Source organism: Pseudomonas sp. SJZ103, from assembly GCF_007828335.1.
Taxonomy (GTDB): Bacteria; Pseudomonadota; Gammaproteobacteria; order Pseudomonadales; family Pseudomonadaceae; genus Aquipseudomonas.
In genome coordinates this window covers 1-26,334 of the sequence record NZ_VIUN01000005.1, presented here as the reverse complement: position 1 = coordinate 26,334, position 26,334 = coordinate 1, and the positions used below count along the sequence as shown (strand labels likewise).

The 26,334-nt window shown below is 54.6% G+C and carries 30 protein-coding genes and 4 tRNA genes; all 34 read right to left on the bottom strand.

All coding sequences use genetic code 11. The features are described from left to right. Nucleotides 1–109: 109 nt before the first annotated feature. Nucleotides 110–415: a 30S ribosomal protein S14 gene (gene rpsN / locus FBY10_RS13230; RefSeq protein WP_003176414.1), complete on the bottom strand. Its 306-nt coding sequence runs from the start codon at nucleotides 413–415 to the stop codon at nucleotides 110–112. Between the two features lie 13 nt (nucleotides 416–428). Then, a complete protein-coding gene (rplE, locus tag FBY10_RS13225; protein ID WP_003194642.1) occupies nucleotides 429–968 on the bottom strand; it encodes a 50S ribosomal protein L5 in 540 nt (179 codons plus the stop codon). Nucleotides 969–990: 22 nt separating this feature from the next. Further along, nucleotides 991–1,305 (bottom strand): 50S ribosomal protein L24, encoded by a 315-nt coding sequence (rplX, locus tag FBY10_RS13220; RefSeq protein WP_007896770.1) that lies wholly within the window; start codon nucleotides 1,303–1,305, stop codon nucleotides 991–993. Nucleotides 1,306–1,316: 11 nt separating this feature from the next. After that, nucleotides 1,317–1,685 (bottom strand): 50S ribosomal protein L14, encoded by a 369-nt coding sequence (gene rplN / locus FBY10_RS13215; protein WP_002555479.1) that lies wholly within the window; start codon nucleotides 1,683–1,685, stop codon nucleotides 1,317–1,319. A gap of 23 nt (nucleotides 1,686–1,708) precedes the next feature. Next, nucleotides 1,709–1,975, bottom strand: a complete 267-nt coding sequence (gene rpsQ / locus FBY10_RS13210; RefSeq protein WP_003176419.1) for a 30S ribosomal protein S17 — start codon at nucleotides 1,973–1,975, stop codon at nucleotides 1,709–1,711. 2 nt (nucleotides 1,976–1,977) lie between these two features. After that, nucleotides 1,978–2,169 carry a 50S ribosomal protein L29 gene (gene rpmC, locus FBY10_RS13205; protein WP_002555481.1) on the bottom strand — a complete coding sequence of 64 codons (192 nt, stop codon included), beginning with the start codon at nucleotides 2,167–2,169 and terminating at the stop codon, nucleotides 1,978–1,980. Beyond that, entirely contained in the window at nucleotides 2,169–2,582 is a 414-nt protein-coding gene (rplP, locus tag FBY10_RS13200) for a 50S ribosomal protein L16 (RefSeq protein WP_003232424.1), read from the bottom strand. Before rplP ends, rpmC begins: the two co-directional genes overlap by 1 nt. Before the next feature lie 12 nt (nucleotides 2,583–2,594). Further along, nucleotides 2,595–3,281 carry a 30S ribosomal protein S3 gene (rpsC, locus tag FBY10_RS13195; RefSeq protein ID WP_003176422.1) on the bottom strand — a complete coding sequence of 229 codons (687 nt, stop codon included), beginning with the start codon at nucleotides 3,279–3,281 and terminating at the stop codon, nucleotides 2,595–2,597. A gap of 13 nt (nucleotides 3,282–3,294) precedes the next feature. Then, nucleotides 3,295–3,627: a 50S ribosomal protein L22 gene (gene rplV / locus FBY10_RS13190; RefSeq protein WP_003103908.1), complete on the bottom strand. Its 333-nt coding sequence runs from the start codon at nucleotides 3,625–3,627 to the stop codon at nucleotides 3,295–3,297. A gap of 11 nt (nucleotides 3,628–3,638) precedes the next feature. After that, entirely contained in the window at nucleotides 3,639–3,914 is a 276-nt protein-coding gene (gene rpsS / locus FBY10_RS13185; RefSeq protein ID WP_003232420.1) for a 30S ribosomal protein S19, read from the bottom strand. A 16-nt stretch (nucleotides 3,915–3,930) separates the two neighbouring features. Then, on the bottom strand, nucleotides 3,931–4,755 hold the full coding sequence (gene rplB / locus FBY10_RS13180; RefSeq protein ID WP_003210080.1) for a 50S ribosomal protein L2: 825 nt from the start codon (nucleotides 4,753–4,755) through the stop codon (nucleotides 3,931–3,933). Nucleotides 4,756–4,769: 14 nt separating this feature from the next. Continuing rightward, nucleotides 4,770–5,069, bottom strand: a complete 300-nt coding sequence (gene rplW / locus FBY10_RS13175) for a 50S ribosomal protein L23 (RefSeq protein WP_002555488.1) — start codon at nucleotides 5,067–5,069, stop codon at nucleotides 4,770–4,772. Continuing rightward, entirely contained in the window at nucleotides 5,066–5,668 is a 603-nt protein-coding gene (rplD, locus tag FBY10_RS13170) for a 50S ribosomal protein L4 (protein WP_003176424.1), read from the bottom strand. The genes rplW and rplD overlap by 4 nt, the downstream gene beginning before the upstream one ends. Before the next feature lie 12 nt (nucleotides 5,669–5,680). Continuing rightward, entirely contained in the window at nucleotides 5,681–6,316 is a 636-nt protein-coding gene (gene rplC, locus FBY10_RS13165; RefSeq protein WP_007253310.1) for a 50S ribosomal protein L3, read from the bottom strand. 81 nt (nucleotides 6,317–6,397) lie between these two features. Continuing rightward, nucleotides 6,398–6,709: a 30S ribosomal protein S10 gene (rpsJ, locus tag FBY10_RS13160; RefSeq protein ID WP_003186070.1), complete on the bottom strand. Its 312-nt coding sequence runs from the start codon at nucleotides 6,707–6,709 to the stop codon at nucleotides 6,398–6,400. A gap of 157 nt (nucleotides 6,710–6,866) precedes the next feature. Next, nucleotides 6,867–8,060 carry an elongation factor Tu gene (gene tuf / locus FBY10_RS13155; protein ID WP_027605166.1) on the bottom strand — a complete coding sequence of 398 codons (1,194 nt, stop codon included), beginning with the start codon at nucleotides 8,058–8,060 and terminating at the stop codon, nucleotides 6,867–6,869. Nucleotides 8,061–8,090: 30 nt separating this feature from the next. Continuing rightward, nucleotides 8,091–10,196 carry an elongation factor G gene (fusA, locus tag FBY10_RS13150; protein ID WP_145336809.1) on the bottom strand — a complete coding sequence of 702 codons (2,106 nt, stop codon included), beginning with the start codon at nucleotides 10,194–10,196 and terminating at the stop codon, nucleotides 8,091–8,093. A 30-nt stretch (nucleotides 10,197–10,226) separates the two neighbouring features. Next, nucleotides 10,227–10,697: a 30S ribosomal protein S7 gene (gene rpsG / locus FBY10_RS13145; protein ID WP_002555493.1), complete on the bottom strand. Its 471-nt coding sequence runs from the start codon at nucleotides 10,695–10,697 to the stop codon at nucleotides 10,227–10,229. 118 nt (nucleotides 10,698–10,815) lie between these two features. Beyond that, nucleotides 10,816–11,187 carry a 30S ribosomal protein S12 gene (rpsL, locus tag FBY10_RS13140; RefSeq protein ID WP_002555494.1) on the bottom strand — a complete coding sequence of 124 codons (372 nt, stop codon included), beginning with the start codon at nucleotides 11,185–11,187 and terminating at the stop codon, nucleotides 10,816–10,818. Nucleotides 11,188–11,403: 216 nt separating this feature from the next. Next, entirely contained in the window at nucleotides 11,404–15,603 is a 4,200-nt protein-coding gene (gene rpoC / locus FBY10_RS13135; protein WP_053138307.1) for a DNA-directed RNA polymerase subunit beta', read from the bottom strand. Between the two features lie 64 nt (nucleotides 15,604–15,667). Next, entirely contained in the window at nucleotides 15,668–19,741 is a 4,074-nt protein-coding gene (rpoB, locus tag FBY10_RS13130; protein ID WP_024077680.1) for a DNA-directed RNA polymerase subunit beta, read from the bottom strand. Between the two features lie 219 nt (nucleotides 19,742–19,960). Beyond that, on the bottom strand, nucleotides 19,961–20,326 hold the full coding sequence (gene rplL / locus FBY10_RS13125; protein ID WP_053138313.1) for a 50S ribosomal protein L7/L12: 366 nt from the start codon (nucleotides 20,324–20,326) through the stop codon (nucleotides 19,961–19,963). A gap of 78 nt (nucleotides 20,327–20,404) precedes the next feature. Beyond that, nucleotides 20,405–20,905 carry a 50S ribosomal protein L10 gene (gene rplJ, locus FBY10_RS13120; protein ID WP_003176433.1) on the bottom strand — a complete coding sequence of 167 codons (501 nt, stop codon included), beginning with the start codon at nucleotides 20,903–20,905 and terminating at the stop codon, nucleotides 20,405–20,407. Nucleotides 20,906–21,104: 199 nt separating this feature from the next. Beyond that, nucleotides 21,105–21,800, bottom strand: a complete 696-nt coding sequence (rplA, locus tag FBY10_RS13115; protein ID WP_028618134.1) for a 50S ribosomal protein L1 — start codon at nucleotides 21,798–21,800, stop codon at nucleotides 21,105–21,107. Beyond that, nucleotides 21,800–22,231: a 50S ribosomal protein L11 gene (gene rplK, locus FBY10_RS13110; protein ID WP_003176435.1), complete on the bottom strand. Its 432-nt coding sequence runs from the start codon at nucleotides 22,229–22,231 to the stop codon at nucleotides 21,800–21,802. Before rplK ends, rplA begins: the two co-directional genes overlap by 1 nt. Nucleotides 22,232–22,348: 117 nt before the next feature. After that, nucleotides 22,349–22,882 (bottom strand): transcription termination/antitermination protein NusG, encoded by a 534-nt coding sequence (gene nusG / locus FBY10_RS13105; RefSeq protein WP_003176436.1) that lies wholly within the window; start codon nucleotides 22,880–22,882, stop codon nucleotides 22,349–22,351. 9 nt (nucleotides 22,883–22,891) lie between these two features. Then, on the bottom strand, nucleotides 22,892–23,260 hold the full coding sequence (secE, locus tag FBY10_RS13100; RefSeq protein WP_145336810.1) for a preprotein translocase subunit SecE: 369 nt from the start codon (nucleotides 23,258–23,260) through the stop codon (nucleotides 22,892–22,894). Between the two features lie 45 nt (nucleotides 23,261–23,305). Further along, a tRNA-Trp gene (locus FBY10_RS13095) sits at nucleotides 23,306–23,381 on the bottom strand. A 160-nt stretch (nucleotides 23,382–23,541) separates the two neighbouring features. Then, a tRNA-Thr gene (locus tag FBY10_RS13090) sits at nucleotides 23,542–23,617 on the bottom strand. A 26-nt stretch (nucleotides 23,618–23,643) separates the two neighbouring features. Further along, a tRNA-Gly gene (locus FBY10_RS13085) sits at nucleotides 23,644–23,717 on the bottom strand. Nucleotides 23,718–23,740: 23 nt separating this feature from the next. Next, a tRNA-Tyr gene (locus FBY10_RS13080) sits at nucleotides 23,741–23,825 on the bottom strand. A 142-nt stretch (nucleotides 23,826–23,967) separates the two neighbouring features. Then, complete coding sequence (locus FBY10_RS13075; protein ID WP_131700343.1) at nucleotides 23,968–24,414, bottom strand: hypothetical protein; 447 nt, start codon at nucleotides 24,412–24,414, stop codon at nucleotides 23,968–23,970. Between the two features lie 7 nt (nucleotides 24,415–24,421). After that, nucleotides 24,422–25,171, bottom strand: a complete 750-nt coding sequence (locus tag FBY10_RS13070; RefSeq protein ID WP_145336811.1) for a pantothenate kinase — start codon at nucleotides 25,169–25,171, stop codon at nucleotides 24,422–24,424. Next, nucleotides 25,161–26,120 (bottom strand): bifunctional biotin--[acetyl-CoA-carboxylase] ligase/biotin operon repressor BirA, encoded by a 960-nt coding sequence (gene birA, locus FBY10_RS13065; protein ID WP_145336812.1) that lies wholly within the window; start codon nucleotides 26,118–26,120, stop codon nucleotides 25,161–25,163. The genes FBY10_RS13070 and birA overlap by 11 nt, the downstream gene beginning before the upstream one ends. Nucleotides 26,121–26,334 lie beyond the last annotated feature (214 nt).

The following is a 26,334-nucleotide window of genomic DNA, read 5'->3' as shown; positions in this document are numbered from 1 at the left end:
TTTAGACACACTCCGGAAATGAAACAAGCCCCAAAAGGGGCTTGTTCCAGATTCAGGGTCACCGGCGGTCAGTATCTTTCGATTCAGACCACCTGGACGCTGAAAGTACTTACCAGCTGGCTTTAACCAAACCTGGTACGTCACCACGCATTGCCGCTTCACGCAATTTGTTACGGCCGAGGCCGAACTTGCGGTAAACGCCGTGTGGACGACCGGTCAGGCGGCAGCGGTTACGCATGCGCGAAGCGCTTGCGTCACGTGGCTGCTTCTGCAGGGCAACTGTAGCTTCCCAACGCGCTTCTGGACTTGCGTTCAGATCAACGATGATTGCTTTCAGTGCTGCACGCTTCTTGGCGTACTTGGCAACCGTGAGCTGACGCTTCAGCTCGCGGTTTTTCATGCTCATCTTGGCCATGGTCCTACTCCAATCAGTTGCGGAACGGGAATTTGAAAGCACGCAACAGGGCGCGACCTTCATCATCGTTCTTGGCAGTGGTGGTCAGGGTGATGTCCAGACCGCGGAGAGCATCGATCTTGTCGTAGTCGATTTCCGGGAAGATGATCTGCTCTTTCACGCCCATGCTGTAGTTACCACGACCATCGAAGGACTTGGCATTCAGGCCGCGGAAGTCGCGAACCCGAGGCAGGGAGATCGACAGCAGACGATCCAGGAATTCGTACATACGCTCACGGCGCAGAGTCACTTTGACGCCGATCGGCCAACCTTCACGGACTTTAAAGCCAGCGATGGATTTCCGAGCGTAAGTCACAACGACTTTTTGACCGGTGATCTTTTCCAGGTCAGCAACAGCGTGCTCGATGACTTTTTTGTCGCCGATCGCTTCGCCCAGACCCATGTTCAGGGTGATTTTGGTAACGCGCGGAACTTCCATCACGTTCCCGAGCTTAAGTTCTTCCTTAAGCTTGGGGGCGATTTCCTTCCGGTAAATCTCTTGTAGTCGTGCCATGGTCTTATCTACCTAGCAGTGTTCAAGCATCAACCGCTTTTTGGGTCGACTTGAAGACACGAATTTTCTTACCGTCTTCTACTTTGAAACCAACGCGGTCAGCCTTGTTGGTTTCGCCATTGAAGATGGCGACGTTAGAAGCGTGCAGTGGCGCTTCTTTCTCGACGATACCGCCTTGTACGCCCGACATCGGGTTAGGCTTGGTATGACGCTTGACCAGGTTCAGACCACCAACAACCAGACGGTCGTCAGCGAGAACCTTCAGCACCTTACCGCGCTTACCTTTGTCTTTGCCGGCGATCACGATGATCTCGTCGTCACGACGAATCTTTTGCATGTCGGATCTCCTTACAGCACTTCTGGGGCGAGCGAGACGATCTTCATGAACTTCTCAGTACGAAGTTCACGGGTCACTGGCCCAAAGATACGGGTGCCGATCGGCTCTTGCTTGTTGTTCAGAAGAACAGCAGCGTTGCCATCAAAGCGGATAATGGAGCCATCTGCACGGCGTACGCCGTGACGAGTGCGGACTACAACAGCAGTCATCACTTGGCCTTTTTTCACCTTACCGCGAGGAATTGCTTCCTTCACGGTAACTTTGATGATGTCACCGATACCAGCGTAACGACGATGGGAGCCACCCAGCACCTTGATGCACATAACACGGCGAGCGCCGCTGTTATCGGCCACATCGAGCATGGATTGAGTCTGAATCATATAATTTCTCCGACCCCTAGTCCTTAGACTTCCACAGCGCGTTCGAGAACATCAACCAATGCCCAAGACTTAGTCTTGGCCAGCGGACGAGTTTCACGAATAGTGACTTTGTCGCCGATGTGGCACTGGTTGGTTTCGTCGTGCGCGTGCAGCTTAGTCGAACGCTTAACATATTTACCGTAGATCGGGTGCTTAACGCGACGCTCGATCAAAACGGTGATGGTTTTGTCCATCTTGTCGCTGACAACACGGCCAGTCAGCGTACGGACAGTCTTTTCGGCTTCAGCCATGATCACTTACCTGCCTGCTGGTTGAGCACAGTCTTCACGCGAGCAATGTCACGCTTAACTTGCGAGAGCAGATGAGACTGCCCCAACTGGCCAGTTGCTTTCTGCATGCGCAGATTGAACTGGTCGCGCAGCAGGCCGAGCAGTTGCTCGTTCAGCTGCTGTGCGGATTTTTCACGAAGTTCATTCGCTTTCATCACATCACCGTCCGTTTAACAAAGGCGGTGGCGAGCGGCAGCTTTGCAGCAGCCAGGGCAAAAGCCTCACGCGCCAGCTCTTCAGTTACACCCTCGATTTCATACAGGACTTTGCCTGGCTGAATCTGGGCTACCCAGTATTCCACGTTACCCTTACCTTTACCCATCCGAACCTCGAGAGGCTTTTTGGAGATCGGCTTGTCCGGGAATACACGGATCCAGATCTTGCCGCCACGTTTTACGTGACGGGTCAGTGCACGACGCGCTGACTCGATCTGACGAGCGGTGAGACGACCACGAGCTACAGACTTCAGCGCGAACTCGCCGAAGCTGACTTTGCTACCGCGCTGAGCCAGACCACGGTTGTGGCCTGTCATCTGCTTGCGGAACTTCGTACGCTTTGGTTGCAACATTTGGCGTACCCCTTACTTAGCAGCTTTTTTACGAGGCGCTGGTGCTTGTGGTTTCAGTTCTTCTTGGCGACCACCAATTACTTCGCCTTTGAAGATCCAAACCTTTACACCGATCACACCGTAAGTGGTGTGAGCTTCGTAGTTGGCATAGTCGATGTCGGCACGCAGGGTGTGCAGTGGCACACGACCTTCGCGATACCATTCAGTACGTGCAATTTCAGCACCGCCGAGACGACCGCTCACTTGGATTTTGATGCCTTTGGCACCAATGCGCATGGCGTTCTGTACGGCGCGCTTCATAGCGCGACGGAACATTACGCGACGCTCCAGCTGCTGAGCTACGCTCTGCGCAACCAGCATACCGTCGAGCTCCGGCTTGCGGATCTCTTCGATATTGATGTGCACAGGCACACCCATTTGCTTGGTCAGGTCCTGACGCAGTTTCTCAACATCTTCACCTTTCTTCCCGATAACGATACCTGGACGAGCGGTATGGATGGTGATACGTGCAGTTTGCGCCGGACGATGGATATCGATACGGCTTACGGACGCGCTTTTTAGTTTGTCTTGGAGATACTCACGCACCTTCAGATCAGCGAACAAATAGTCCGCATAAGTCCGACCGTCTGCGTACCAGACGGAGGTGTGCTCCTTGACGATTCCCAGGCGAATGCCAATGGGATGTACTTTCTGACCCATCTCTTCGACTCCGTTACTTGTCAGCAACCTTGACAGTGATATGGCAAGACCGCTTGACGATGCGATCAGCACGGCCTTTGGCACGTGGCATGATGCGCTTCAGCGAACGCCCTTCGTTGACGAAAACGGTGCTGACCTTCAGGTCATCAACGTCTGCGCCTTCGTTATGCTCGGCGTTGGCTACGGCCGACTCCAGCACTTTCTTCATGATCTCGGCGGCTTTCTTACTGCTGAAAGCCAACAGGTTGAGCGCTTCGCCCACCTTCTTCCCGCGGATCTGGTCGGCGACCAAGCGGGCTTTCTGGGCGGAGATTCGAGCGCCCGACAACTTAGCGGCTACTTCCATTTCCTTACCCCTTAACGCTTGGCTTTCTTGTCTGCCACGTGCCCACGATAAGTGCGGGTACCGGCAAACTCGCCTAGTTTGTGGCCGACCATGTCTTCGTTAACGAGAACTGGGACGTGCAGACGACCGTTGTGTACAGCGATGGTCAGACCGACCATTTGTGGCAGGATCATCGAACGACGCGACCAGGTCTTAACTGGTTTGCGATCGTTCTTTTCCGCCGCCACTTCGATCTTCTTCAGTAGGTGAAGATCAATAAAAGGACCTTTTTTCAGAGAACGTGGCACTGTCGTATCCCTCTATTTACTTGCGACGACGGACGATCATTTTGTCGGTACGCTTATTACCACGAGTCTTCGCGCCCTTAGTCGGGAAGCCCCATGGCGATACCGGATGACGACCACCAGAGGTACGACCTTCACCACCACCGTGTGGGTGGTCAACCGGGTTCATGGCAACACCACGAACGGTTGGGCGAACGCCACGCCAGCGTTTGGCACCAGCTTTACCCAGCGAACGCAGGCTGTGCTCGGAGTTCGAGACTTCACCCAGGGTCGCGCGGCATTCAGCCAGCACTTTACGCATCTCACCAGAACGCAGACGCAGGGTCACGTAGACACCTTCACGAGCGATCAGCTGAGCCGAAGCACCAGCGGAACGAGCGATTTGCGCGCCTTTACCTGGCTTCAATTCGATGCCGTGTACGGTGCTACCAACTGGAATGTTACGCAGCTGCAGAGCGTTGCCCGGCTTGATCGGCGCCAAGGCACCTGCGATCAGCTGGTCGCCAGCACTCACACCTTTAGGCGCGATGATGTAGCGACGCTCGCCATCTGCGTACAGCAGCAGAGCGATGTGAGCAGTACGGTTTGGATCGTATTCGATGCGCTCGACAGTGGCAGCGATGCCATCTTTGTCGTTGCGACGGAAATCGACCAGACGATAATGCTGCTTATGGCCACCACCAATGTGACGGGTGGTAATACGACCATTGTTGTTACGACCACCAGTCTTCGATTTCTTCTCGAGCAGCGGTGCGTGAGGAGCGCCTTTATGCAGCTCCTGGTTGACCACCTTGACCACAAAACGGCGGCCAGGGGAAGTCGGTTTGCATTTAACGATTGCCATGATGCACCCCTTCCTTACTCAGCACTGCTGCTGAAATCGAGATCTTGGCCTGGCTGAAGGGAGATAACTGCCTTCTTCCAGTCATTACGCTTGCCCAGACCGCGAGCAGTGCGCTTGCTCTTACCCAGAACATTCAGGGTAGTAACACGCTCAACTTTCACGCTGAACAGGCTTTCGACGGCCTTCTTGATTTCCAGCTTGGTTGCGTCAGTTGCAACCTTGAAAACGAACTGGCCTTTCTTGTCAGCCAGAACCGTAGCCTTTTCGGAAACGTGCGGGCCAAGCAGAACTTTAAATACGCGTTCCTGGTTCATCCCAGCAGCTCCTCGAATTTCTTCACGGCCGACACGGTGATCAACACCTTGTCGTATGCGATCAGACTAACTGGATCGGAACCCTGCACGTCACGTACATCAACGTGTGGCAGGTTACGAGCAGCCAGGTACAGGTTCTGATCAACAGCTTCAGACACGATCAAAACGTCGGTCAGGCTCATGTTGTTCAGTTTGCCCAGCAGATCTTTGGTTTTTGGACTTTCAACAGCGAAGTCCTGAACCACGACCAGGCGATCAGTACGCACGAGTTCAGCAAGGATGGAGCGCAGTGCTGCGCGATACATCTTCTTGTTGAGCTTCTGAGAGTGATCCTGCGGACGAGCTGCAAAAGTGGTACCGCCGCCGCGCCAGATTGGGCTACGGATAGTACCGGCACGAGCACGGCCAGTACCTTTCTGACGCCACGGGCGCTTACCGCCACCACGAACGTCGGAACGGGTCTTTTGCTGCTTGCTACCTTGACGGCCGCCGGCCATGTAGGCCACGACTGCTTGGTGAACCAGCGTCTCGTTGAATTCGCCGCCAAATGTCAGTTCGGAAACTTCGATCGCTTGAGCGTCATTTACATTTAATTGCATGTCAGCTTCCCCTTAACCGCGAGCCTTGGCCGCTGGACGTACAACCAGGTTGCCGCCAGTAGCGCCAGGAACAGCACCCTTGACCAACAACAGATTGCGTTCAGCGTCGACGCGCACTACTTCGAGGGACTGCACGGTCACGCGCTCAGCGCCCATATGACCGGACATTTTTTTGCCCTTGAATACACGACCAGGAGTCTGGCACTGGCCAATAGAGCCCGGGACGCGGTGGGAGACGGAGTTACCGTGAGTGTTGTCTTGACCACGGAAATTCCAACGCTTGATCGTACCCTGGAAGCCTTTACCCTTGGACTGACCGGTTACATCAACCAGTTGACCAGCGGCGAAGATTTCAGCGTTGATCAGATCGCCAGCCTGGTAGTCGCCTTCTTCAAGACGGAACTCCATAACAGTACGACCAGCTGCAACGTTTGCTTTAGCGAAGTGGCCTGCTTGAGCAGCAGTCACACGCGAAGCACGACGCTCGCCGACAGTGACTTGCACTGCACGATAGCCATCGGTTTCTTCAGTTTTGAACTGGGTGACGCGATTCGGCTCGATCTCAATGACCGTAACCGGAATGGAGACACCTTCTTCGGTGAAAATACGGGTCATACCGCATTTACGACCGACTACACCAATAGTCATGTTGTAAACCTCATGAGTGTACGGGGCTTTCACCCGCTATGGCCGCCCATTTCAGAGCGTTACACGACTAAGACCCAAGTCTTAGCCGAGGCTGATCTGTACTTCCACACCGGCCGCCAGATCAAGCTTCATAAGTGCATCAACGGTTTTATCCGTTGGCTGGACGATGTCCAGTACGCGCTTATGAGTACGGATCTCGTACTGGTCACGCGCGTCTTTGTTGACGTGCGGGGAGACCAGAACGGTGAACCGCTCTTTACGGGTAGGCAGTGGAATTGGACCACGCACTTGAGCACCAGTACGTTTCGCGGTTTCCACGATTTCCTGGGTGGATTGGTCGATCAGGCGATGGTCAAAAGCCTTCAACCTGATACGGATTTGCTGATTTTGCATTGGATTTCAGACTCCGGCTGCTATTCCCAGCGAGCGCAATACGCCCGTTAAAAGGAGGCGCAATTCTATAGACGCCCTAGATAGGTGTCAACCCAATAAAAAAGCCCCCGCTGAGCGGGGGCTTTTCAAAGCATCGAAGCTATCTCAAAAGAGACGCTTACTCGATGATTTTAGCTACAACACCAGCACCAACGGTACGGCCGCCTTCACGGATAGCGAAGCGCAGACCGTCTTCCATTGCGATGGTCTTGATCAGGGTAACTTCCATTTGGATGTTATCGCCTGGCATTACCATTTCAACGCCTTCTGGCAGCTGGCAGTTACCAGTCACGTCAGTAGTACGGAAGTAGAACTGTGGACGGTAGCCTTTGAAGAACGGAGTGTGACGACCGCCTTCTTCCTTGCTCAGAACGTAAACTTCTGCGGTGAACTTGGTGTGCGGCTTAACCGAACCCGGCTTAACCAGAACCTGGCCACGCTCAACGTCGTCACGCTTGGTACCACGCAGCAGAACGCCGCAGTTCTCGCCAGCACGACCTTCGTCGAGCAGCTTGCGGAACATTTCAACACCAGTGCAGACGGTGTTGGTGGTGTCACGCAGACCAACGATTTCCAGTGCATCTTGAACGCGAACGATACCGCGCTCGATACGACCAGTAACAACAGTACCACGACCGGAGATCGAGAATACGTCTTCGATTGGCATCAGGAACGGCTTGTCGGTCAGACGAACTGGTTCTGGGATGTAGCTGTCCAGAGTTTCAACCAGTTTACGAACGGCAGTGGTGCCCATTTCGTTATCGTCTTTGCCTTCCAGCGCCATACGAGCAGAACCGATGATGATCGGAGTGTCGTCACCTGGGAAGTCGTAAGTGCTCAGCAGATCGCGCACTTCCATCTCAACCAGTTCCAGCAGCTCAGCGTCGTCTACCAGGTCAGCCTTGTTCAGGAAAACCACGATGTACGGAACGCCTACCTGACGGGACAGCAGGATGTGCTCACGGGTTTGTGGCATCGGACCATCAGCGGCCGAGCAAACCAGGATCGCGCCGTCCATCTGAGCAGCACCGGTGATCATGTTCTTCACATAGTCAGCGTGACCTGGGCAGTCAACGTGAGCGTAGTGACGGATCTTCGAGTTGTACTCGACGTGCGCGGTGTTGATGGTGATACCACGAGCTTTTTCTTCTGGAGCGCTGTCGATTTTATCGAAATCAACGACTGCAGAACCGAAAACCTCGGAGCAGACGCGAGTCAGAGCTGCGGTCAGAGTGGTTTTACCGTGGTCAACGTGACCGATAGTGCCAACGTTGACGTGCGGTAGGGAACGATCAAATTTTTCTTTAGCCACGACAATTAACTCCTTGCCTAAAGGACTGAATCAGCCTTGTTTTTTGGATACAGTTTCAGCGATGTGCGCCGGAGCTGTGTTGTATTTTTTGAATTCCATAGAGTAGCTTGCGCGACCCTGGGACATGGAGCGAACGTCGGTCGCATAACCGAACATCTCACCCAACGGAACCTCGGCGCGAATCACTTTGCCGGAAACCGTGTCTTCCATACCCAAGATCATGCCGCGACGACGGTTAAGGTCGCCCATGACATCACCCATATAGTCTTCAGGTGTAACAACTTCTACCGCCATGATTGGCTCAAGCAACTCACCACCGCCCTTCTGGGCCAGTTGCTTGGTTGCCATGGAAGCAGCCACCTTAAACGCCATCTCGTTGGAGTCGACGTCGTGGTAAGAACCGTCAAAAACGGTTGCTTTCAGGCCGATCAGCGGATAGCCGGCAACAACACCGTTCTTCATCTGCTCTTCGATACCCTTCTGGATAGCAGGGATGTATTCCTTAGGAACAACACCACCTACTACTTCGTTCACGAATTGCAGACCTTCCTGACCTTCGTCAGCAGGGGCAAAACGGATCCAGCAGTGACCGAACTGACCACGACCGCCGGACTGACGAACGAACTTGCCTTCGATTTCACAGTTCTTCGTGATGCGCTCACGATAGGAAACCTGAGGCTTACCGATGTTGGCTTCGACGTTGAACTCACGGCGCATCCGGTCAACCAGGATGTCCAGGTGCAACTCGCCCATGCCAGAGATGATCGTTTGACCAGTCTCTTCATCAGTTTTGACGCGGAAAGATGGATCTTCCTGAGCAAGCTTGCCCAGAGCGATACCCATTTTTTCCTGGTCATCCTTGGTCTTAGGCTCTACGGCAACCGAAATAACCGGCTCCGGGAAGTCCATGCGAACCAGGATGATGGGCTTGGCAGCGTCGCACAAAGTCTCACCAGTAGTGACGTCCTTCATGCCGATCAAGGCCGCGATGTCACCAGCGCGCACTTCCTTGATCTCTTCACGGGCGTTTGCGTGCATTTGCACCATACGACCCACACGCTCTTTCTTGCCTTTGACCGAGTTGATCACGCCGTCGCCGGAGGCCAACACGCCCGAGTAAACGCGGACGAAGGTCAGAGTACCCACGAATGGGTCGGTAGCGATCTTGAACGCCAGAGCCGAAAACGGCTCGCTGTCGTCGGCATGACGCTCCATCTCTTCTTCCTCGTTATCAGGGTTGGTACCCTTGATAGCAGGAATGTCGGTTGGAGCAGGCAAGTAGTCGATCACGGCGTCGAGAACCAGGGGAACACCCTTGTTCTTGAAGGAAGAACCGCAAACAGCCAAGACGATCTCACCAGCGATAGTACGCTGACGCAGAGCGGCCTTGATTTCCGCGTTGGTGAGTTCTTCACCTTCGAGGTACTTGTTCATCAGCTCTTCGCTGGCTTCGGCGGCAGCCTCAACCATGTTGTTGCGCCACTCGTCAGCCAGTTCCTGCAACTCTGCAGGGATAGGCTTGCGAACAGGAACCATACCTTTGTCAGCGTCATTCCAGTAGACCGCTTCCATGTTGACCAGATCGATCTGACCCTGGAAGTTGTCTTCGGAACCGATAGCCAATTGGATTGGCACCGGAGTATGACCCAGACGCTGCTTGATCTGACCGATCACGCGCAGGAAGTTGGCACCAGCACGGTCCATCTTGTTTACGTAAACAAGACGTGGAACGCCGTACTTGTTGGCTTGACGCCATACGGTTTCCGACTGAGGCTCGACGCCCGAGGTACCGCAGAACACAACGACAGCGCCGTCGAGTACGCGCAGGGAACGCTCAACTTCAATAGTGAAGTCTACGTGGCCTGGGGTATCGATAACGTTGAAGCGGTGCTCATCTTTGTACTGCTTCTCGGAACCTTTCCAGAAGGCGGTAATAGCAGCAGAAGTAATGGTAATACCACGCTCCTGCTCCTGAACCATCCAGTCTGTGGTCGCGGCGCCGTCATGCACCTCGCCCATTTTGTGACTTTTGCCGGTGTAAAACAGTACGCGCTCAGTGGTGGTGGTTTTACCAGCATCCACGTGAGCAACGATACCGATGTTACGGTAGCGGCTAATCGGAGTAGTACGAGCCATAAAGCCCTCGCAAAATTAGTGAAGCTAAGATTAGAAGCGGTAGTGCGAGAAAGCTTTGTTAGCTTCAGCCATACGGTGCACGTCTTCACGCTTCTTAACAGCAGCACCTTTACCTTCAGCAGCGTCCAACAGTTCGCCGGCCAAACGCAGAGCCATAGACTTCTCGCCGCGCTTACGGGCGAAGTCTACCAACCAGCGCATTGCCAGAGCGTTACGACGGGACGGACGAACTTCGACCGGAACCTGGTAAGTAGCACCGCCTACACGGCGCGACTTCACTTCGACCAGCGGAGCGATGGCGTCGAGAGCTTTCTCGAAGATTTCCAGGGGGTCGCTGTTCTTGCGTTCTTTAACCTTTTCCAGCGCGCCATAAACGATACGCTCGGCAACGGCTTTCTTGCCGCTTTCCATCACGTGGTTCATGAACTTGGCCAGAATTTGGCTTCCGTATTTTGGATCGTCAAGCACTTCGCGCTTGGCTGCTACGCGTCTTCTTGGCATGGATAAGCCCTCAAACGGTCTTCAGGTTCGCTCGGAATCGGTGCCCTTTCGGGACGCCTCCGACCTTACTCTTATCGACTCAGAAAATAAGATGATTCAGTTTTACAAAAAGCCGCTACTACTTAGGCTTCTTGGTACCGTACTTCGAACGACCCTGGTTACGACCTTTAACGCCGGAAGTATCCAAGGAGCCGCGTACGGTGTGATAACGAACACCTGGCAAGTCTTTTACACGACCGCCGCGGATCAGTACCACGCTGTGCTCTTGCAGGTTGTGGCCTTCACCGCCGATGTACGAGGAAACCTCGAAACCGTTGGTCAGGCGCACACGGCATACTTTACGCAGTGCCGAGTTAGGTTTTTTCGGCGTGGTGGTATACACACGAGTGCATACGCCACGACGTTGCGGGCAGTTCTGCAGCGCAGGCACGTCGGATTTCTCGACGATACGCTTACGCGGCTGACGTACCAGCTGGTTGATAGTTGCCATCTACTAGCTCCACTGTTGTCTTGCGACGCTATTGTCTTGCAAGAAAAGCAAAATGGCAGGAACGAATTCCCGCCAAATTTAGGGGTACAAGAGTCTAAAGAGGATCTTGCCCCCAGTCAAGGCAAGGCCCCGACCTCCCCTCTCGTCGAACCCGGGCAAAATTGCCTTGATCCGACGAATGGGGCTGCCAGGGCCCAGACTTATTTATCGCAGAACTCAGTTACCGCTTGAGTTCAGCGCTTCGGTCAGTGCAGCTTCCACTTCACTGGCGCTTACGCGCAACGGCTTGTCAGCATCACGGCGACGCTTACGCTCGCTGTGGTAAGCCAAACCGGTACCAGCCGGGATCAGACGACCCACGACCACGTTCTCTTTCAGGCCGCGCAGGTAATCGCGCTTGCCGGTTACCGCTGCTTCGGTCAGTACGCGAGTGGTCTCCTGGAAGGAGGCCGCCGAGATGAACGACTCAGTGGACAACGACGCCTTGGTAATACCCAGCAATACGCGAGTGAACTTGGAAACGAATTTCTCGTCGCCAGCCAGACGCTCGTTTTCCACCAGCACGTGAGTCAGTTCCATCTGGTCGCCCTTGATGAAACTGGAATCGCCGGATTCAGCGATCTCAACTTTACGCAGCATCTGACGCAGGATGGTCTCGATGTGCTTATCGTTGATCTTCACGCCTTGCAGGCGGTAAACGTCCTGGATCTCGTTAACGATGTACTTGGCCAGCGCACTCACACCCAGCAGACGCAGGATGTCGTGTGGATCGCTCGGGCCGTCGGAGATAACTTCGCCGCGGTTTACCTGTTCGCCTTCGAACACGTTCAGGTGACGCCACTTTGGAATCAGCTCTTCGTACGGATCGGTACCGTCGTTCGGGGTAATGACCAGGCGGCGCTTGCCCTTGGTTTCTTTACCGAACGCGATGGTGCCGCTGACTTCTGCCAGAATCGACGCTTCTTTCGGACGACGAGCTTCGAACAAGTCGGCAACACGCGGCAAACCACCGGTGATGTCACGGGTCTTCGAAGTTTCTTGCGGGATACGCGCGATAACATCACCGATCGCGATCTTCGCACCGTCCGCTACACCGACCAGGGCGTTGGCTGGCAGGAAGTACTGAGCGATTACGTCAGTGCCTGGCAGCAACAGATCCTTGCCGTTGTCATCGACCATCTTCACGGCAGGACGGATGTCTTTACCGGCAGCTGGACGATCTTTCGCGTCGAGCACTTCAATGTTGGTCATACCGGTCAATTCGTCAGTCTGACGCTTGATCGTGATGCCTTCTTCCATGCCCACGTAGGTCACGGTACCTTTCATTTCGGTAACGATTGGGTGAGTGTGCGGATCCCACTTGGCCACGATTGCGCCAGCGTCGACCTTGTCACCCTCTTTAACCGAAATCACAGCACCGTACGGCAGCTTGTAGCGCTCACGCTCACGACCGTAGTCATCAGCGATTGCCAGCTCACCGGAACGGGACACAGCCACCAGGTGACCATCCACTCGCTCAACGTGCTTCAGGTTGTGCAGGCGGACAGTACCGCCATTCTTCACCTGAACGCTGTCGGCTGCGGAGGTCCGGCTTGCCGCACCACCAATGTGGAACGTACGCATGGTCAGCTGGGTACCCGGCTCACCGATGGACTGGGCAGCAATAACGCCCACCGCTTCACCGATGTTCACCTGGTGACCACGAGCCAAGTCACGGCCGTAGCACTTGGCGCAAATGCCGTAGCGGGTTTCGCAGCTGATCGGCGAGCGAACGATCACTTCGTCGATGCTGTTGAGCTCGATGAACTCGACCCACTTCTCGTCAACCAGTGTGCCGGCAGGAACGATAATTTCCTCGGTACCTGGCTTGAATACGTCACGGGCAATAACACGACCCAATACGCGCTCACCCAGTGGCTCTACAACGTCACCGCCTTCAATGTGCGGAGTCATCAGCAAGCCGTGCTCGGTGCCGCAATCGATCTCGGTTACAACCAGATCTTGCGCAACGTCCACCAGACGACGAGTCAGGTAACCGGAGTTAGCGGTTTTCAACGCGGTATCCGCCAGACCTTTACGAGCACCGTGAGTGGAGATGAAGTACTGGAGTACGCTCAACCCTTCACGGAAGTTCGCAGTAATCGGCGTTTCAATGATGGAACCGTCCGGCTTGGCCATCAGGCCACGCATACCGGCGAGCTGACGAATCTGCGCAGCAGAACCCCGTGCGCCCGAGTCGGCCATCATGTACATCGAGTTGAAAGACTCCTGGTCGACTTCGACGCCATGACGGTCGATGACTTTCTCTTTCGAGAGGTTGGCCATCATCGCCTTGGATACTTCATCGTTGGCCTTGGACCAAAGGTCGATCACTTTGTTGTACTTCTCGCCCTGTGTTACCAGGCCCGAGGCGTACTGGCTTTCGATCTCTTTCACTTCATCAGTAGCAGCACTAATGATGCGGGCTTTTTCATCAGGGATAACGAAGTCGTTAACGCCAATGGAAACGCCGGAAATAGTCGAATAGGCAAAACCGGTGTACATCAACTGGTCAGCGAAGATCACGGTCTCTTTCAGACCAACCACGCGATAGCATTGGTTGATCAGCTTGGAGATCGCCTTTTTCTTCATCGGCAGGTTGACGACGTCGTACGACAGGCCTTTTGGCACAACCTGGTACAACAGCGCACGGCCAACGGTGGTGTCTACAATACGAGTGCCGCTCACGCTGCCGCCGTCACGGTCGTTGACCGTTTCGTTGATGCGCACCTTGACCTTGGCGTGCAGTGCGGCTTCGCCGGCACGGAACACACGGTCAACTTCCTGCAGATCAGCGAACACACGACCTTCGCCTTTGGCGTTGATCGCCTCACGGGTCATGTAGTACAGACCCAATACAACGTCCTGCGACGGAACGATGATTGGCTCACCGTTGGCTGGCGACAGAATGTTGTTGGTCGACATCATCAACGCACGCGCTTCCAACTGGGCTTCCAGTGTCAGCGGTACGTGCACGGCCATTTGGTCGCCGTCGAAGTCGGCGTTGTACGCAGCACAGACCAGAGGGTGCAGCTGGATAGCCTTACCTTCGATCAGTACCGGTTCAAACGCCTGGATACCCAGACGGTGAAGGGTCGGTGCACGGTTGAGGAGAACCGGGTGTTCGCGAATCACTTCAGCGAGAACGTCCCAAACCTCTGGCAGCTCGCGCTCGACCATTTTCTTGGCCGCTTTGATGGTGGTCGCGAGACCGCGCATTTCCAGCTTGCCGAAGATGAATGGCTTGAACAGCTCAAGCGCCATCTTCTTAGGCAGACCGCACTGGTGCAGACGCAGGGTCGGGCCTACGGTAATTACCGAACGACCAGAGTAGTCAACACGCTTACCGAGCAAGTTCTGACGGAAACGACCTTGCTTACCCTTGATCATGTCAGCCAAGGATTTCAGAGGACGCTTGTTGGAACCGGTGATAGCGCGGCCACGACGACCGTTGTCGAGCAAGGCATCGACAGCCTCCTGCAACATACGCTTTTCGTTGCGCACGATGATGTCCGGAGCGGACAGATCGAGCAGGCGCTTCAAGCGATTGTTACGGTTGATCACACGGCGGTACAGGTCGTTGAGGTCGGAAGTCGCGAAACGACCACCATCCAACGGTACCAGCGGACGCAGATCTGGCGGCAGAACCGGCAGAACGGTCAGCACCATCCACTCTGGCAGGTTGCCGGAACCCTGGAAGGCTTCCATCAACTTCAGACGCTTGGACAGCTTCTTGATCTTGGTTTCGGAGTTGGTTTGCGGAATTTCTTCGCGCAGACGGCCAATCTCGTGCTCCAGGTCGATAGCGTGCAGCAGTTCGCGGACAGCTTCGGCACCCATGCGGGCATCGAAATCATCACCGAACTCTTCCAACGCCTCGAAGTACTGCTCGTCGTTCAACAGCTGACCTTTTTCAAGGGTGGTCATGCCTGGGTCGATAACGACATAGCTCTCGAAGTAGAGAACGCGTTCGATATCACGCAGGGTCATGTCCATCAGCAAGCCAATACGGGACGGCAGCGATTTCAGGAACCAGATGTGGGCAACCGGCGAAGCCAGCTCGATGTGCGCCATGCGCTCACGACGAACCTTGGCGAGTGCAACTTCAACGCCACACTTTTCGCAGATAACACCACGGTGCTTCAAGCGCTTGTACTTACCGCACAGGCACTCGTAATCCTTTACCGGGCCAAAGATCTTGGCGCAGAACAGACCGTCACGCTCAGGTTTGAACGTACGGTAGTTGATGGTTTCCGGCTTTTTAACTTCACCGAACGACCACGAACGGATCATCTCAGGCGATGCCAATCCAATACGGATGGCGTCGAACTCTTCGACTTGACCCTGGTTTTTCAGCAAATTCAGTAGGTCTTTCAAGGCCTTTCCTCCTGGCGGAGCAGAGAGCGGGCTAAACAGCCCCGCTCTCGATTCGCGTCACGTGTTATTCGGTTTCCAGATCGATATCGATGCCGAGGGAACGAATTTCTTTGATCAACACGTTGAAGGACTCGGGCATGCCCGGCTCCATACGGTGATCGCCATCCACGATGTTTTTGTACATCTTGGTACGACCGTTCACATCGTCCGACTTCACTGTGAGCATTTCTTGCAGAGTGTAAGCAGCACCGTATGCTTCCAGTGCCCAGACCTCCATCTCCCCGAAACGCTGACCACCGAACTGAGCCTTACCACCCAGCGGCTGCTGGGTAACCAGGCTGTACGAACCGGTAGAACGAGCGTGCATCTTGTCGTCTACCAAGTGGTTCAGCTTCAGCATGTACATGTAGCCAACAGTAACCGGGCGCTCGAACTTGTTGCCGGTACGGCCGTCGAACAGCTGCATCTGGCCGCTTTCTGGCAGGTCTGCCAGTTTCAGCATGGCCTTGATTTCGCTTTCCTTGGCACCGTCGAACACCGGGGTAGCCATTGGAACGCCGCCGCGCAGGTTCTTCGCCAGATCCAGGATTTCCTGGTCGGAGAAGGTATCCAGCTCTTCCTTACGACCGCCGATCTCGTTGTAGATCTCGTGCAGGAACTTGCGCAGGTCAGCAACCTTGCGCTGCTCTTCGATCATACGATTGATCTTCTCGCCCAGACCTTTAGCCGCGAGGCCCAGGTGGGTTTCAAGGATCTGACCAACGTTCATACGCGAAGGTACGCCCAACGGGTTGAGGACGACGTCGACCGGGGTGCCATTGGCATCGTGCGGCATGTCTTCAACCGGCATGATCACGGAGACCACACCTTTGTTACCGTGACGACCGGCCATCTTGTCGCCCGGTTGGATGCGACGACGGATTGCCAGGTAAACCTTGACGATTTTCAGCACGCCTGGAGCCAGGTCATCGCCCTGCTGCAGTTTGCGCTTCTTGTCTTCGAACTTGTCGTCCAGCAGACGGCGGCGATCAACGATGTAGGCCTGGGCCTTCTCAAGTTGCTCGTTCAGAGCATCTTCAGCCATGCGCAGTTTGAACCACTGACCATGTTCAAGACCATCGAGGACTTCGTCGGTGATGTCCTGACCTTTCTTCAGACCTGCGCCGCCTTCAGCCTTGTGGCCTACCAGAGCGGAGCGCAGACGTTCGAAGGTCGCGCCTTCAACGATACGGAACTCTTCGTTCAGGTCCTTGCGGATCTCGTCGAGCTGGGTCTTCTCGATGGACAGTGCACGAGCATCACGCTCGACGCCGTCACGGGTGAAGACCTGTACGTCGATGACAGTACCCTTGGTACCGGTAGGTACACGCAGGGAAGTATCTTTAACGTCGCTGGCTTTTTCACCGAAGATGGCACGCAACAGCTTCTCTTCTGGAGTGAGTTGGGTCTCGCCTTTCGGAGTGACCTTACCAACCAGAATGTCGCCTGCACCAACTTCAGCACCTACATAAACGATACCGGCTTCGTCCAGCTTGTTCAGTGCAGCTTCACCCACGTTCGGGATGTCTGCAGTGATTTCCTCTGGCCCAAGCTTGGTGTCACGTGCCACACAGGTCAGTTCCTGAATGTGGATCGTGGTGAAGCGATCTTCTTGAACCACACGCTCGGACAGGCAGATGGAGTCTTCGAAGTTGAAGCCGTTCCATGCCATGAACGCGATGCGCATGTTCTGACCCAAAGCCAGTTCACCCATATCGGTGGACGGACCGTCAGCCATGATGTCGCTGCGCTGAACGCGATCACCCTTACGCACCAGCGGACGCTGGTTGATGCAAGTGTTCTGGTTCGAGCGGGTGTATTTGGTCAGGTTGTAGATGTCGACACCGGCTTCACCCGTTTCAACTTCATCATCAGCAACACGAACCACGATACGGCTGGCATCAACGGAGTCGATCACGCCGCCACGACGAGCCACGACGCAAACGCCGGAGTCACGGGCTACGTTACGCTCCATGCCGGTACCTACCAGCGGCTTGTCAGCACGCAGGGTCGGTACAGCTTGACGCTGCATGTTGGAACCCATCAACGCACGGTTGGCGTCATCGTGTTCCAGGAACGGGATCAGCGACGCAGCAACCGAAACTACCTGCTTCGGCGACACGTCCATCAAGGTAACGTCTTCCGGCGCCTTGACGGTGAACTCGTTCAGGTGACGAACAGCTACCAGCTCGTCGATCAGGACTTTCTTGTCGTTCATCGTGGCCGAAGCCTGAGCGATCACGTGATCAGCTTCTTCGATGGCGGACAGGAACACGATCTCATCGGTGACCAGAGCGTCTTTCACCACACGGTACGGGCTCTCGAGGAAGCCGTACTGGTTGGTGCGCGCATAAGCGGCCAGGGAGTTGATCAGACCGATGTTCGGGCCTTCCGGCGTTTCGATCGGGCAAACACGACCGTAGTGCGTCGGGTGTACGTCACGCACTTCAAAGCCTGCACGCTCACGGGTCAGACCGCCCGGGCCCAGTGCGGAAACACGGCGCTTGTGGGTGATCTCTGAGAGCGGGTTGTTCTGGTCCATGAACTGCGAGAGCTGGCTGGAACCGAAGAACTCTTTCACCGCTGCAGCCACTGGCTTGGCGTTGATCAGGTCCTGTGGCATCAGGCCTTCGCTTTCAGCCATCGACAGACGCTCTTTGACCGCACGCTCAACACGCACCAGGCCAACGCGGAACTGGTTCTCGGCCATTTCGCCTACGCAGCGAACACGACGGTTACCCAGGTGGTCGATGTCATCGACGATGCCTTTGCCGTTACGGATGTCGACCAGAGTCTTCAGGACCGCAACGATGTCTTCCTTGCACAGCACGCCCGAACCTTCGATCTCGGTGCGACCGATACGACGGTTGAACTTCATCCGACCGACCGCAGACAGGTCGTAGCGCTCAGGGCTGAAGAACAGGTTGTTGAACAGGGTTTCTGCAGCGTCTTTGGTTGGTGGCTCGCCAGGACGCATCATGCGATAGATTTCTACCAGCGCTTCCAATTGGTTGCTGGTGGAGTCGATCTTCAGGGTGTCGGAGACGAATGGACCACAGTCGATATCGTTGGTGTACAGGGTCTCGATACGAACAACTTGAGCCTTAGCGATTTTCGCCAGGATCTCGGTGTTCAGCTCGGTGTTGCACTCAGCAAGGATTTCGCCTGTAGCCGGGTGAACAATGACCTTGGCGGTCGTGCGACCCAGGACGTAGTCCAAAGGCACGTCCAGCGACTTGATACCTGCTTTTTCGATCTGGTTGATGTGGCGCGCAGTAATACGACGACCCGCCTCAACAATGACCTTGCCCTTTTCATCCTGGATGTCCAAGACGGCAATTTCACCACGCAGGCGAGATGCAATCAGTTCCAGGCTGAGGGTTTCATCCTTCAGGCTGAATACGTTGGTGGTGTAGAACGCATCCAGGACTTGCTCAGTGGTGTAGCCGAGCGCGCGCAGCAATACCGAGGCCGGCAGCTTACGACGACGGTCGATACGCACGAACACGCAGTCTTTCGGATCGAACTCGAAGTCCAACCACGAACCGCGGTACGGAATGATCCGCGCGGAGTACAGGAGCTTGCCGGAGCTGTGCGTCTTGCCGCGATCGTGGTCGAAGAACACGCCCGGGGAACGGTGCAGCTGGGAAACGATAACACGCTCGGTACCGTTGATAACGAAGGTACCGTTCTCAGTCATCAATGGGATTTCGCCCATGTAGACTTCTTGCTCTTTGATGTCCTTGATCGCTTTGTTCGACGACTCTTTGTCGAAAATGATCAGACGGACTTTTACCCGCAAAGGTACGGCGTACGTAACACCGCGCAACACGCATTCTTTGACATCAAATGCCGGTTCGCCCAGGCGATAACCGACGTACTCCAGCGCAGCATTGCCGGAGTAGCTGATGATCGGGAAAACGGATTTGAAGGCCGCATGCAGGCCCACGTCGCGGAACTGATCTTTGGTCGCTCCCGCCTGCAAGAATTCACGATACGAATCCAGCTGGATAGCCAGAAGGTACGGGACATCCATGACGTCCGGCAACTTGCTAAAGTCCTTGCGGATACGTTTTTTCTCAGTATATGAGTAAGCCATCAGCGTTCCCCAGCTTGGTCACCTGCTTGTTTGGCCCTCCCGACGGGAGCAGCCAGAAAATCTTGCAAACCCCATGGTTTGCACCACCGCATCGGGTGGCTACAGCGCGTTAATGGCGGCGACCGAGTCGACAGCCAAGAACGGAAAAAGGCCGGTGGCAAGAGCCACCAGCCATCAGCCTTCAGCTTAACGCTTGGGCTGGAGACGCAAGGTCGATGCTTACTTCAGCTCGACTTTAGCGCCTGCTTCTTCCAGAGTTGCTTTGGCTTTGTCGCCTGCATCTTTGGTCACTGCTTCCAGAACCATAGCAGGAGCGCCGTCAACTACAGCCTTGGCTTCTTTCAGGCCCAGACCGGTCAGTTCACGTACTGCCTTGATCACGTTAACTTTCTTCTCGCCAGCTTCCAGCAGCATGACGTTGAATTCGGTTTGCTCTTCAACAACGGCAGCAGCAGCAGCTGGGCCAGCGGAAGCAGCGGCAGCGGAAACGCCGAATTTTTCTTCGAAAGCTTTGATCAGCTCAACAACCTGCAGAACCGACATTTCAGCTACGGCGTTGAGGATATCGTCTTGGGAGATAGACATTGCTGTATTTCCTGAATTGGGGGACGGCCTACGCGGCCATCGAAATAAACAAAAATACGCGAGAGAAGTTGCTCAGCCTTAGGCTGCGGCAGCTTCTTTTTGCTCGCGAACTGCAGCCAGAGTACGAGCCAGCTTGCTGGTAGCGCCTTGAATCACGCTCATCAGCTGCGAAATGGCTTCGTTACGGGTCGGCAGTGTTGCCAGTACGTCGATTTGGTTAGCTGCGAGGAACTTGCCCTCGAACGCAGCTGCCTTGATCTCGAACTTATCCTGACTCTTAGCGAACTCTTTGAACAAACGGGCAGCAGCGCCTGGATGATCCTTGGAGAAAGCAATCAGAGTCGGGCCGGTGAACACGTCGTTGAGGACACTGTATTCAGTGTCAGCAACAGCGCGCTTGAGCAGGGTGTTACGTACAACACGTACGTACACGCCAGCTTCACGAGCCTCTTTACGGAGTCCGGTCATAGCGCCTACTGTCACACCACGGGCATCAGCCACGACAGCGGACAGAGCAGCTTTGGCAGCCTCGTTGACTTCAGCGACGATGGCCTTCTTGTCTTCGAGATTAATTGCCACGGGTTTAACTCCTGCTTGTTACCGTTTCATCTGGCCGAGGCCGGATGTCGTTTTGGTGTCTGATTCGGTAAGGAACCGGGAGCACCATCTGCGTAGGCTTGTGGTTTAAGACTTGCGCCGCCTACGGTCTTGGATAGCCCCCGCCAGGCAGGGACCCCAATTTTTCCAATTGGCGCAATTGCTTGCGCCAATCTGTGTCTTATACGTCCAGCGAGCCTTGGTCGATGACCAGACCTGGGCCCATAGTGGTGCTCAGGGTAACGCGCTTGACGTAGATACCTTTCGAGGAAGCTGGCTTGATACGCTTCAGATCAGCGATCAGGGCTTCAACGTTTTCCTTCAGCTTGACGGCGTCAAAGCCGACTTTGCCAACGGAGGTGTGAATGATGCCATTTTTGTCGGTGCGATAACGAACCTGACCAGCCTTGGCGTTTTTAACCGCGGTAGCTACGTCGGGTGTTACGGTGCCGACTTTAGGGTTAGGCATCAGGCCTCGCGGGCCCAGGATCTGACCCAATTGACCTACAACACGCATTGCATCCGGGGAAGCAATAACTACGTCGTAGTTCAGGTCGCCGCCTTTCATTTCGGCAGCCAGGTCGTCCATACCAACGCGGTCGGCGCCAGCGGCCAGAGCAGCTTCAGCTGCCGGGCCTTGAGTGAAGACAGCTACACGAACAGTCTTACCAGTACCGTGTGGCAGCACAGTAGCGCTACGAACGACCTGGTCAGATTTACGTGGGTCAACACCCAGGTTTACAGCAACGTCAACGGACTCGCTGAACTTGACAGTCGACAGCTCGGTCAGCAGAGCAGCAGCGTCTACAAAGCTGTAGGACTTGCCCGCTTCGATTTTGCCGGCGATAGCCTTTTGGCGCTTGGTCAGCTTAGCCATTACACACCCTCCACGTTAAGGCCCATGCTACGAGCAGAACCGGCGATGGTACGCACGGCTGCATCCATATCAGCTGCAGTCAGATCCGCGTTTTTGGTTTTCGCGATCTCTTCCAGCTGAGCACGAGTTACGGTGCCAACCTTAACGGTGTTAGGACGAGCGGAACCGCTAGTCAGACCAGCAGCTTTCTTCAGCAGAACCGAAGCCGGGGTCGACTTGGTTTCGAAAGTGAAGCTACGGTCGCTGTATACAGTGATGATCACTGGAGTCGGCAGACCTGGCTCAAGACCCTGAGTACGGGCGTTGAAGGCCTTGCAGAACTCCATAATGTTCACGCCGTGCTGACCCAGAGCTGGACCAACAGGTGGGCTTGGGTTGGCCTGAGCGGCCTTCACTTGCAGCTTGATGTAAGCGGTAATCTTCTTGGCCATGAGGCACTCCAATTACGGGTTCAAGCGCCTCGAAAGGCTCCCCGGTTACTTGCGCGTTTATCCCAGTGACGACAAAACCCCACAGCCTAAGGCTGCGGGGTTGGGATGCTTACTCAGCTAGACCTTCTCGACCTGGCTGAATTCCAACTCTACCGGAGTAGAGCGACCGAAAATGAGCACCGCGACCTGGATCCGGCTCTTCTCGTAGTTAACCTCTTCGACGGTACCGTTGAAATCAGCAAACGGACCATCAGTGACACGAACAACCTCACCCGGCTCGAACAACGTCTTCGGCTTAGGCTTGTCGCTACCGTCGGCGACACGACGCAGAATTGCTTCCGCCTCTTTGTCAGTGATCGGAGCAGGCTTATCAGCAGTACCACCGATGAAACCCATAACACGAGGAGTATCCTTGACCAAGTGCCAAGTACCTTCGTTCATGTCCATCTGCACCAGCACATAGCCAGGGAAGAACTTGCGTTCACTCTTGCGCTTCTGACCATTCCGCATTTCAACCACTTCTTCAGTGGGAACCAGAATTTCGCCGAAGCCATCTTCCATGCCTGCCAGCTTTACGCGCTCCAGCAAAGAGCGCATAACATGCTTCTCGTAACCCGAGTAAGCATGCACAACGTACCAACGCTTAGCCACGGGACACCCTTAGCCAACAATCAAGGAAACAAGCCAGCCGAGCAGGGAATCGAGCCCCCACAACAGCAACGCCATAACCAGAACAACAGCCACGACAATCAATGTGGTCTGCGTGGTTTCTTGGCGAGTCGGCCAAACGACTTTACGAATTTCGGTGCGAGCTTCCTTCACCAGGACCGCGAAAGACTTGCCTTTGGCAGTCTGCAGACCTACAAAGGTAGCTACAGCAGCAAGGGCCAGCAAAACGAGAACGCGGTACAGGATCGGCGAAGCAGAGTAGTACTGATTGCCAACAACGCCTACGACCACCAAAGCGACTACAGCGAGCCACTTGAACAGATCGAAACGAGAGCTTTGAGCTTCAGCCTTAGGAGTCATCTATGAAGATCCTGTGAAAAGAAAGCCAGATACACCACGTGAATCTGGCAGGTCAGGAGGGAATCGAACCCCCAACCTACGGTTTTGGAGACCGTCGCTCTGCCAATTGAGCTACTGACCTAAAACAAAATCAGGCCGACCATTATGCAGACCTGAAAAAGACTTTACAACAGCCAACCCCCAGAGACTTGAAATCACTCAACCACAAGCGATCTGAAACACCATCAAGCCGAGTCAACCGTTAAAACAAAGGCAGATATTTTCATATCTGCCTTGTTATATGGAGCTCTTGAGCGGATTTGAACCGCTGACCTCACCCTTACCAAGGGTGTGCTCTACCAACTGAGCTACAAGAGCGAAACACTATGCACAACCTGCAAACTTGGAGCGGGTAGCGGGAATCGAACCCGCATCATCAGCTTGGAAGGCTGAGGTTCTACCACTAAACTATACCCGCGGAGCTTGCAGCTCACGCTAAAATGGTGGAGGGGGAAGGATTCGAACCTTCGAAGTCGTAGACGTCAGATTTACAGTCTGATCCCTTTGGCCGCTCGGGAACCCCTCCTAAGCGAGCCGGCATTCTACATCATGCCAGCCTTCTGTCAAGCATTTTCTCATTAAAAATATGAGGTTAGCTGCATTGACCTTAGCTTCGCACCGTACACTTTAAAGGTCTTCACTGCGAAGCGGGCGCCATTCTATGCAAACTATTCGAGAGTTGCAATGCCTTCGCACAGCATTATTTTATGTTTTAACTCATTGAATTCCTTAGCAAGGTTTTCAAAGGGCAGATCATCAGCCAGACGTCGGCTTTCTGGGGCAACCCGGAGCCAGTAACCCTGCGCATCAGGAGTGCTCAGCAACTGAACCTTAACCTTTATATCCAGGCTAGTGAGACGCTGCTCAACGAATTGCGCCTGTCGCTGGTCGGCAAAGCCACCAATGTACAAGCAAGTACTTTGCGCATCAGATGCCTTAGCTCGATCCCTGCGGACCACAGCATCGGAGGACTCACTCAGCAGACGAATATCCTGCTGAGTATTCCGATAGAGACTCAAAGGGGTAACATCTTTAGCGCGCAACGGCGCTTCTTGCTGATGCCATATGTAGTAGAAGGCGTTGAGGATCAATAAAAGCAAAAACAGCCAACGCATAAACACCTCAAGATAAAGGGCACGCCATCGCCAGACCTACGAAAATCAAATCAGGCACGAGTCGAGCCTGAGGCACGGCATCCCTCACCAAATCAGCATCGCCACCTGTCAGGAATACAGTAAAGTTATCACCCCAATAACTTCGGGCCAGCTCAAGCTGCGTCAGTACAAACCCTCTGAGCATCAACGTACAGCCACGCTCTACAGCCTCTACGGTCGTACGCCCTGGTGACAGGCACCCCAAGGCTCTTTCGGCAGCAGCATCGTCGTAACGTATCTTACGTGTATGTGTACGCAACTGATTACGCATGAGAGGCATACCAGGACAGATGAAACCACCTAAATGCTCACCGTCTCCAGCAATAAAATCTGCAGTCGCAGCCGTACCAAAATCGAGCACCAGGCATGCCCCCGACGCCAACTTGAAACCGCCCAGCATTGCCAACCAGCGATCAAGGCCGAGACGCTCGAAATCTTCGTAGCCGTTGCGCACCCCAGCCATTTCTCGCGCAGAAACAGCGCAGGAAACAGCAACACCAAAAGCCGCCACCAGCGCCTCAACCAGATTGTTTGTTTCGTCCAGAGCACGAACACTCACCAACCGGCAACGCGTCAATGAGACACCAGACAGCACTGACAGACTTTCAATCAATGCAACATCCGAACTAGCGACACCCTCTGCAGATGCGATCGCCCGATCCGAATTAAGTACACGCCACTTGATAAAGCTATTCCCACAGTCGAGTTCAAGAATCATCACGCAACCTCAGGCTTAACTCACCACCACTGTATATTTTCTCAACACCACCGACACTTAAACGCAATGCACCCTGACCGTCGATACCCAGCACCACCCCATCAACACGGTTGGCCCCAGCGATGAGTGATACCGCCTTTCCCTGCCAGGCGTGACCTTTCTCCCACTCATCCTTAAGCGACGCAAAACCTAGTGCCCTGTGCCGCCCCAAGTAGCTTTGCAACTGCAAGCACAGGCACGCCACCAAAGAGTTGCGATCAACAGGAGACCCCGTCTCCAACTGCACTGATGTCCATTGCTGATCAACCTCATCAGCCTTCTGCATATTCACGTTAATACCGATGCCAAGGACAACGTGGCAGATATCCGCGGGATTCCCTACGAGTTCCAGCAAAATCCCGGCAATCTTCTTCTGCCCCACCAAGACGTCGTTTGGCCACTTCAAGGCCGCCCCCTGGACTCCAGACTCACGCAGCGCCTGCATGACCGCCAAGCCAACCACAAGGCTCAGGCCTTCCAGCTGTCGCGGACCATCCTCAATACGCAATAAGAGGCTGTAATACACATTCTGAGCGAATGGACTGACCCACTTTCGACCACGCCGCCCCCTTCCAGCCGTTTGCTGCTCCGCAAGCACCATGTACGGCGTCGTACACTCAACCTCAACAAGGCGCAGAGCCTCGGCATTTGTCGAGTCAATGGTGTCGTAGATATGGATAGGCCATGCCAGGGAAGACGCACGTAGTGCAATCTGCTCGGAACTCAAGAAAACCAGTGGCGAAGCTAATTGATACCCCCTCCCACGAACCTTATGGACAGGCAGATTCAATTCAGCCTCAAGATGCTGGAGTTGCTTCCAGACAGCACTGCGGCTAACGCCCAGGGCAGCGCCAAGTGCCTCTCCGGAATGGAATCGACCATCTTTTAGAAGTTTTAACAACGTCAGCATGCAAGTATCGCCTCACAATGAGGCACGCATGATAGCCATGCGCAGGGTCATTGCATAGAAAGGCGGGACTTTAGCACTGAAGGCCACCCCGAGGCGCCTCTTCGCACTTTTCGACCGCACAAAACAAAACCCCATCTGCTTTCGCAAATGGGGTTTCGGAATTTAATCTTGACGATGACCTACTCTCACATGGGGAAACCCCACACTACCATCG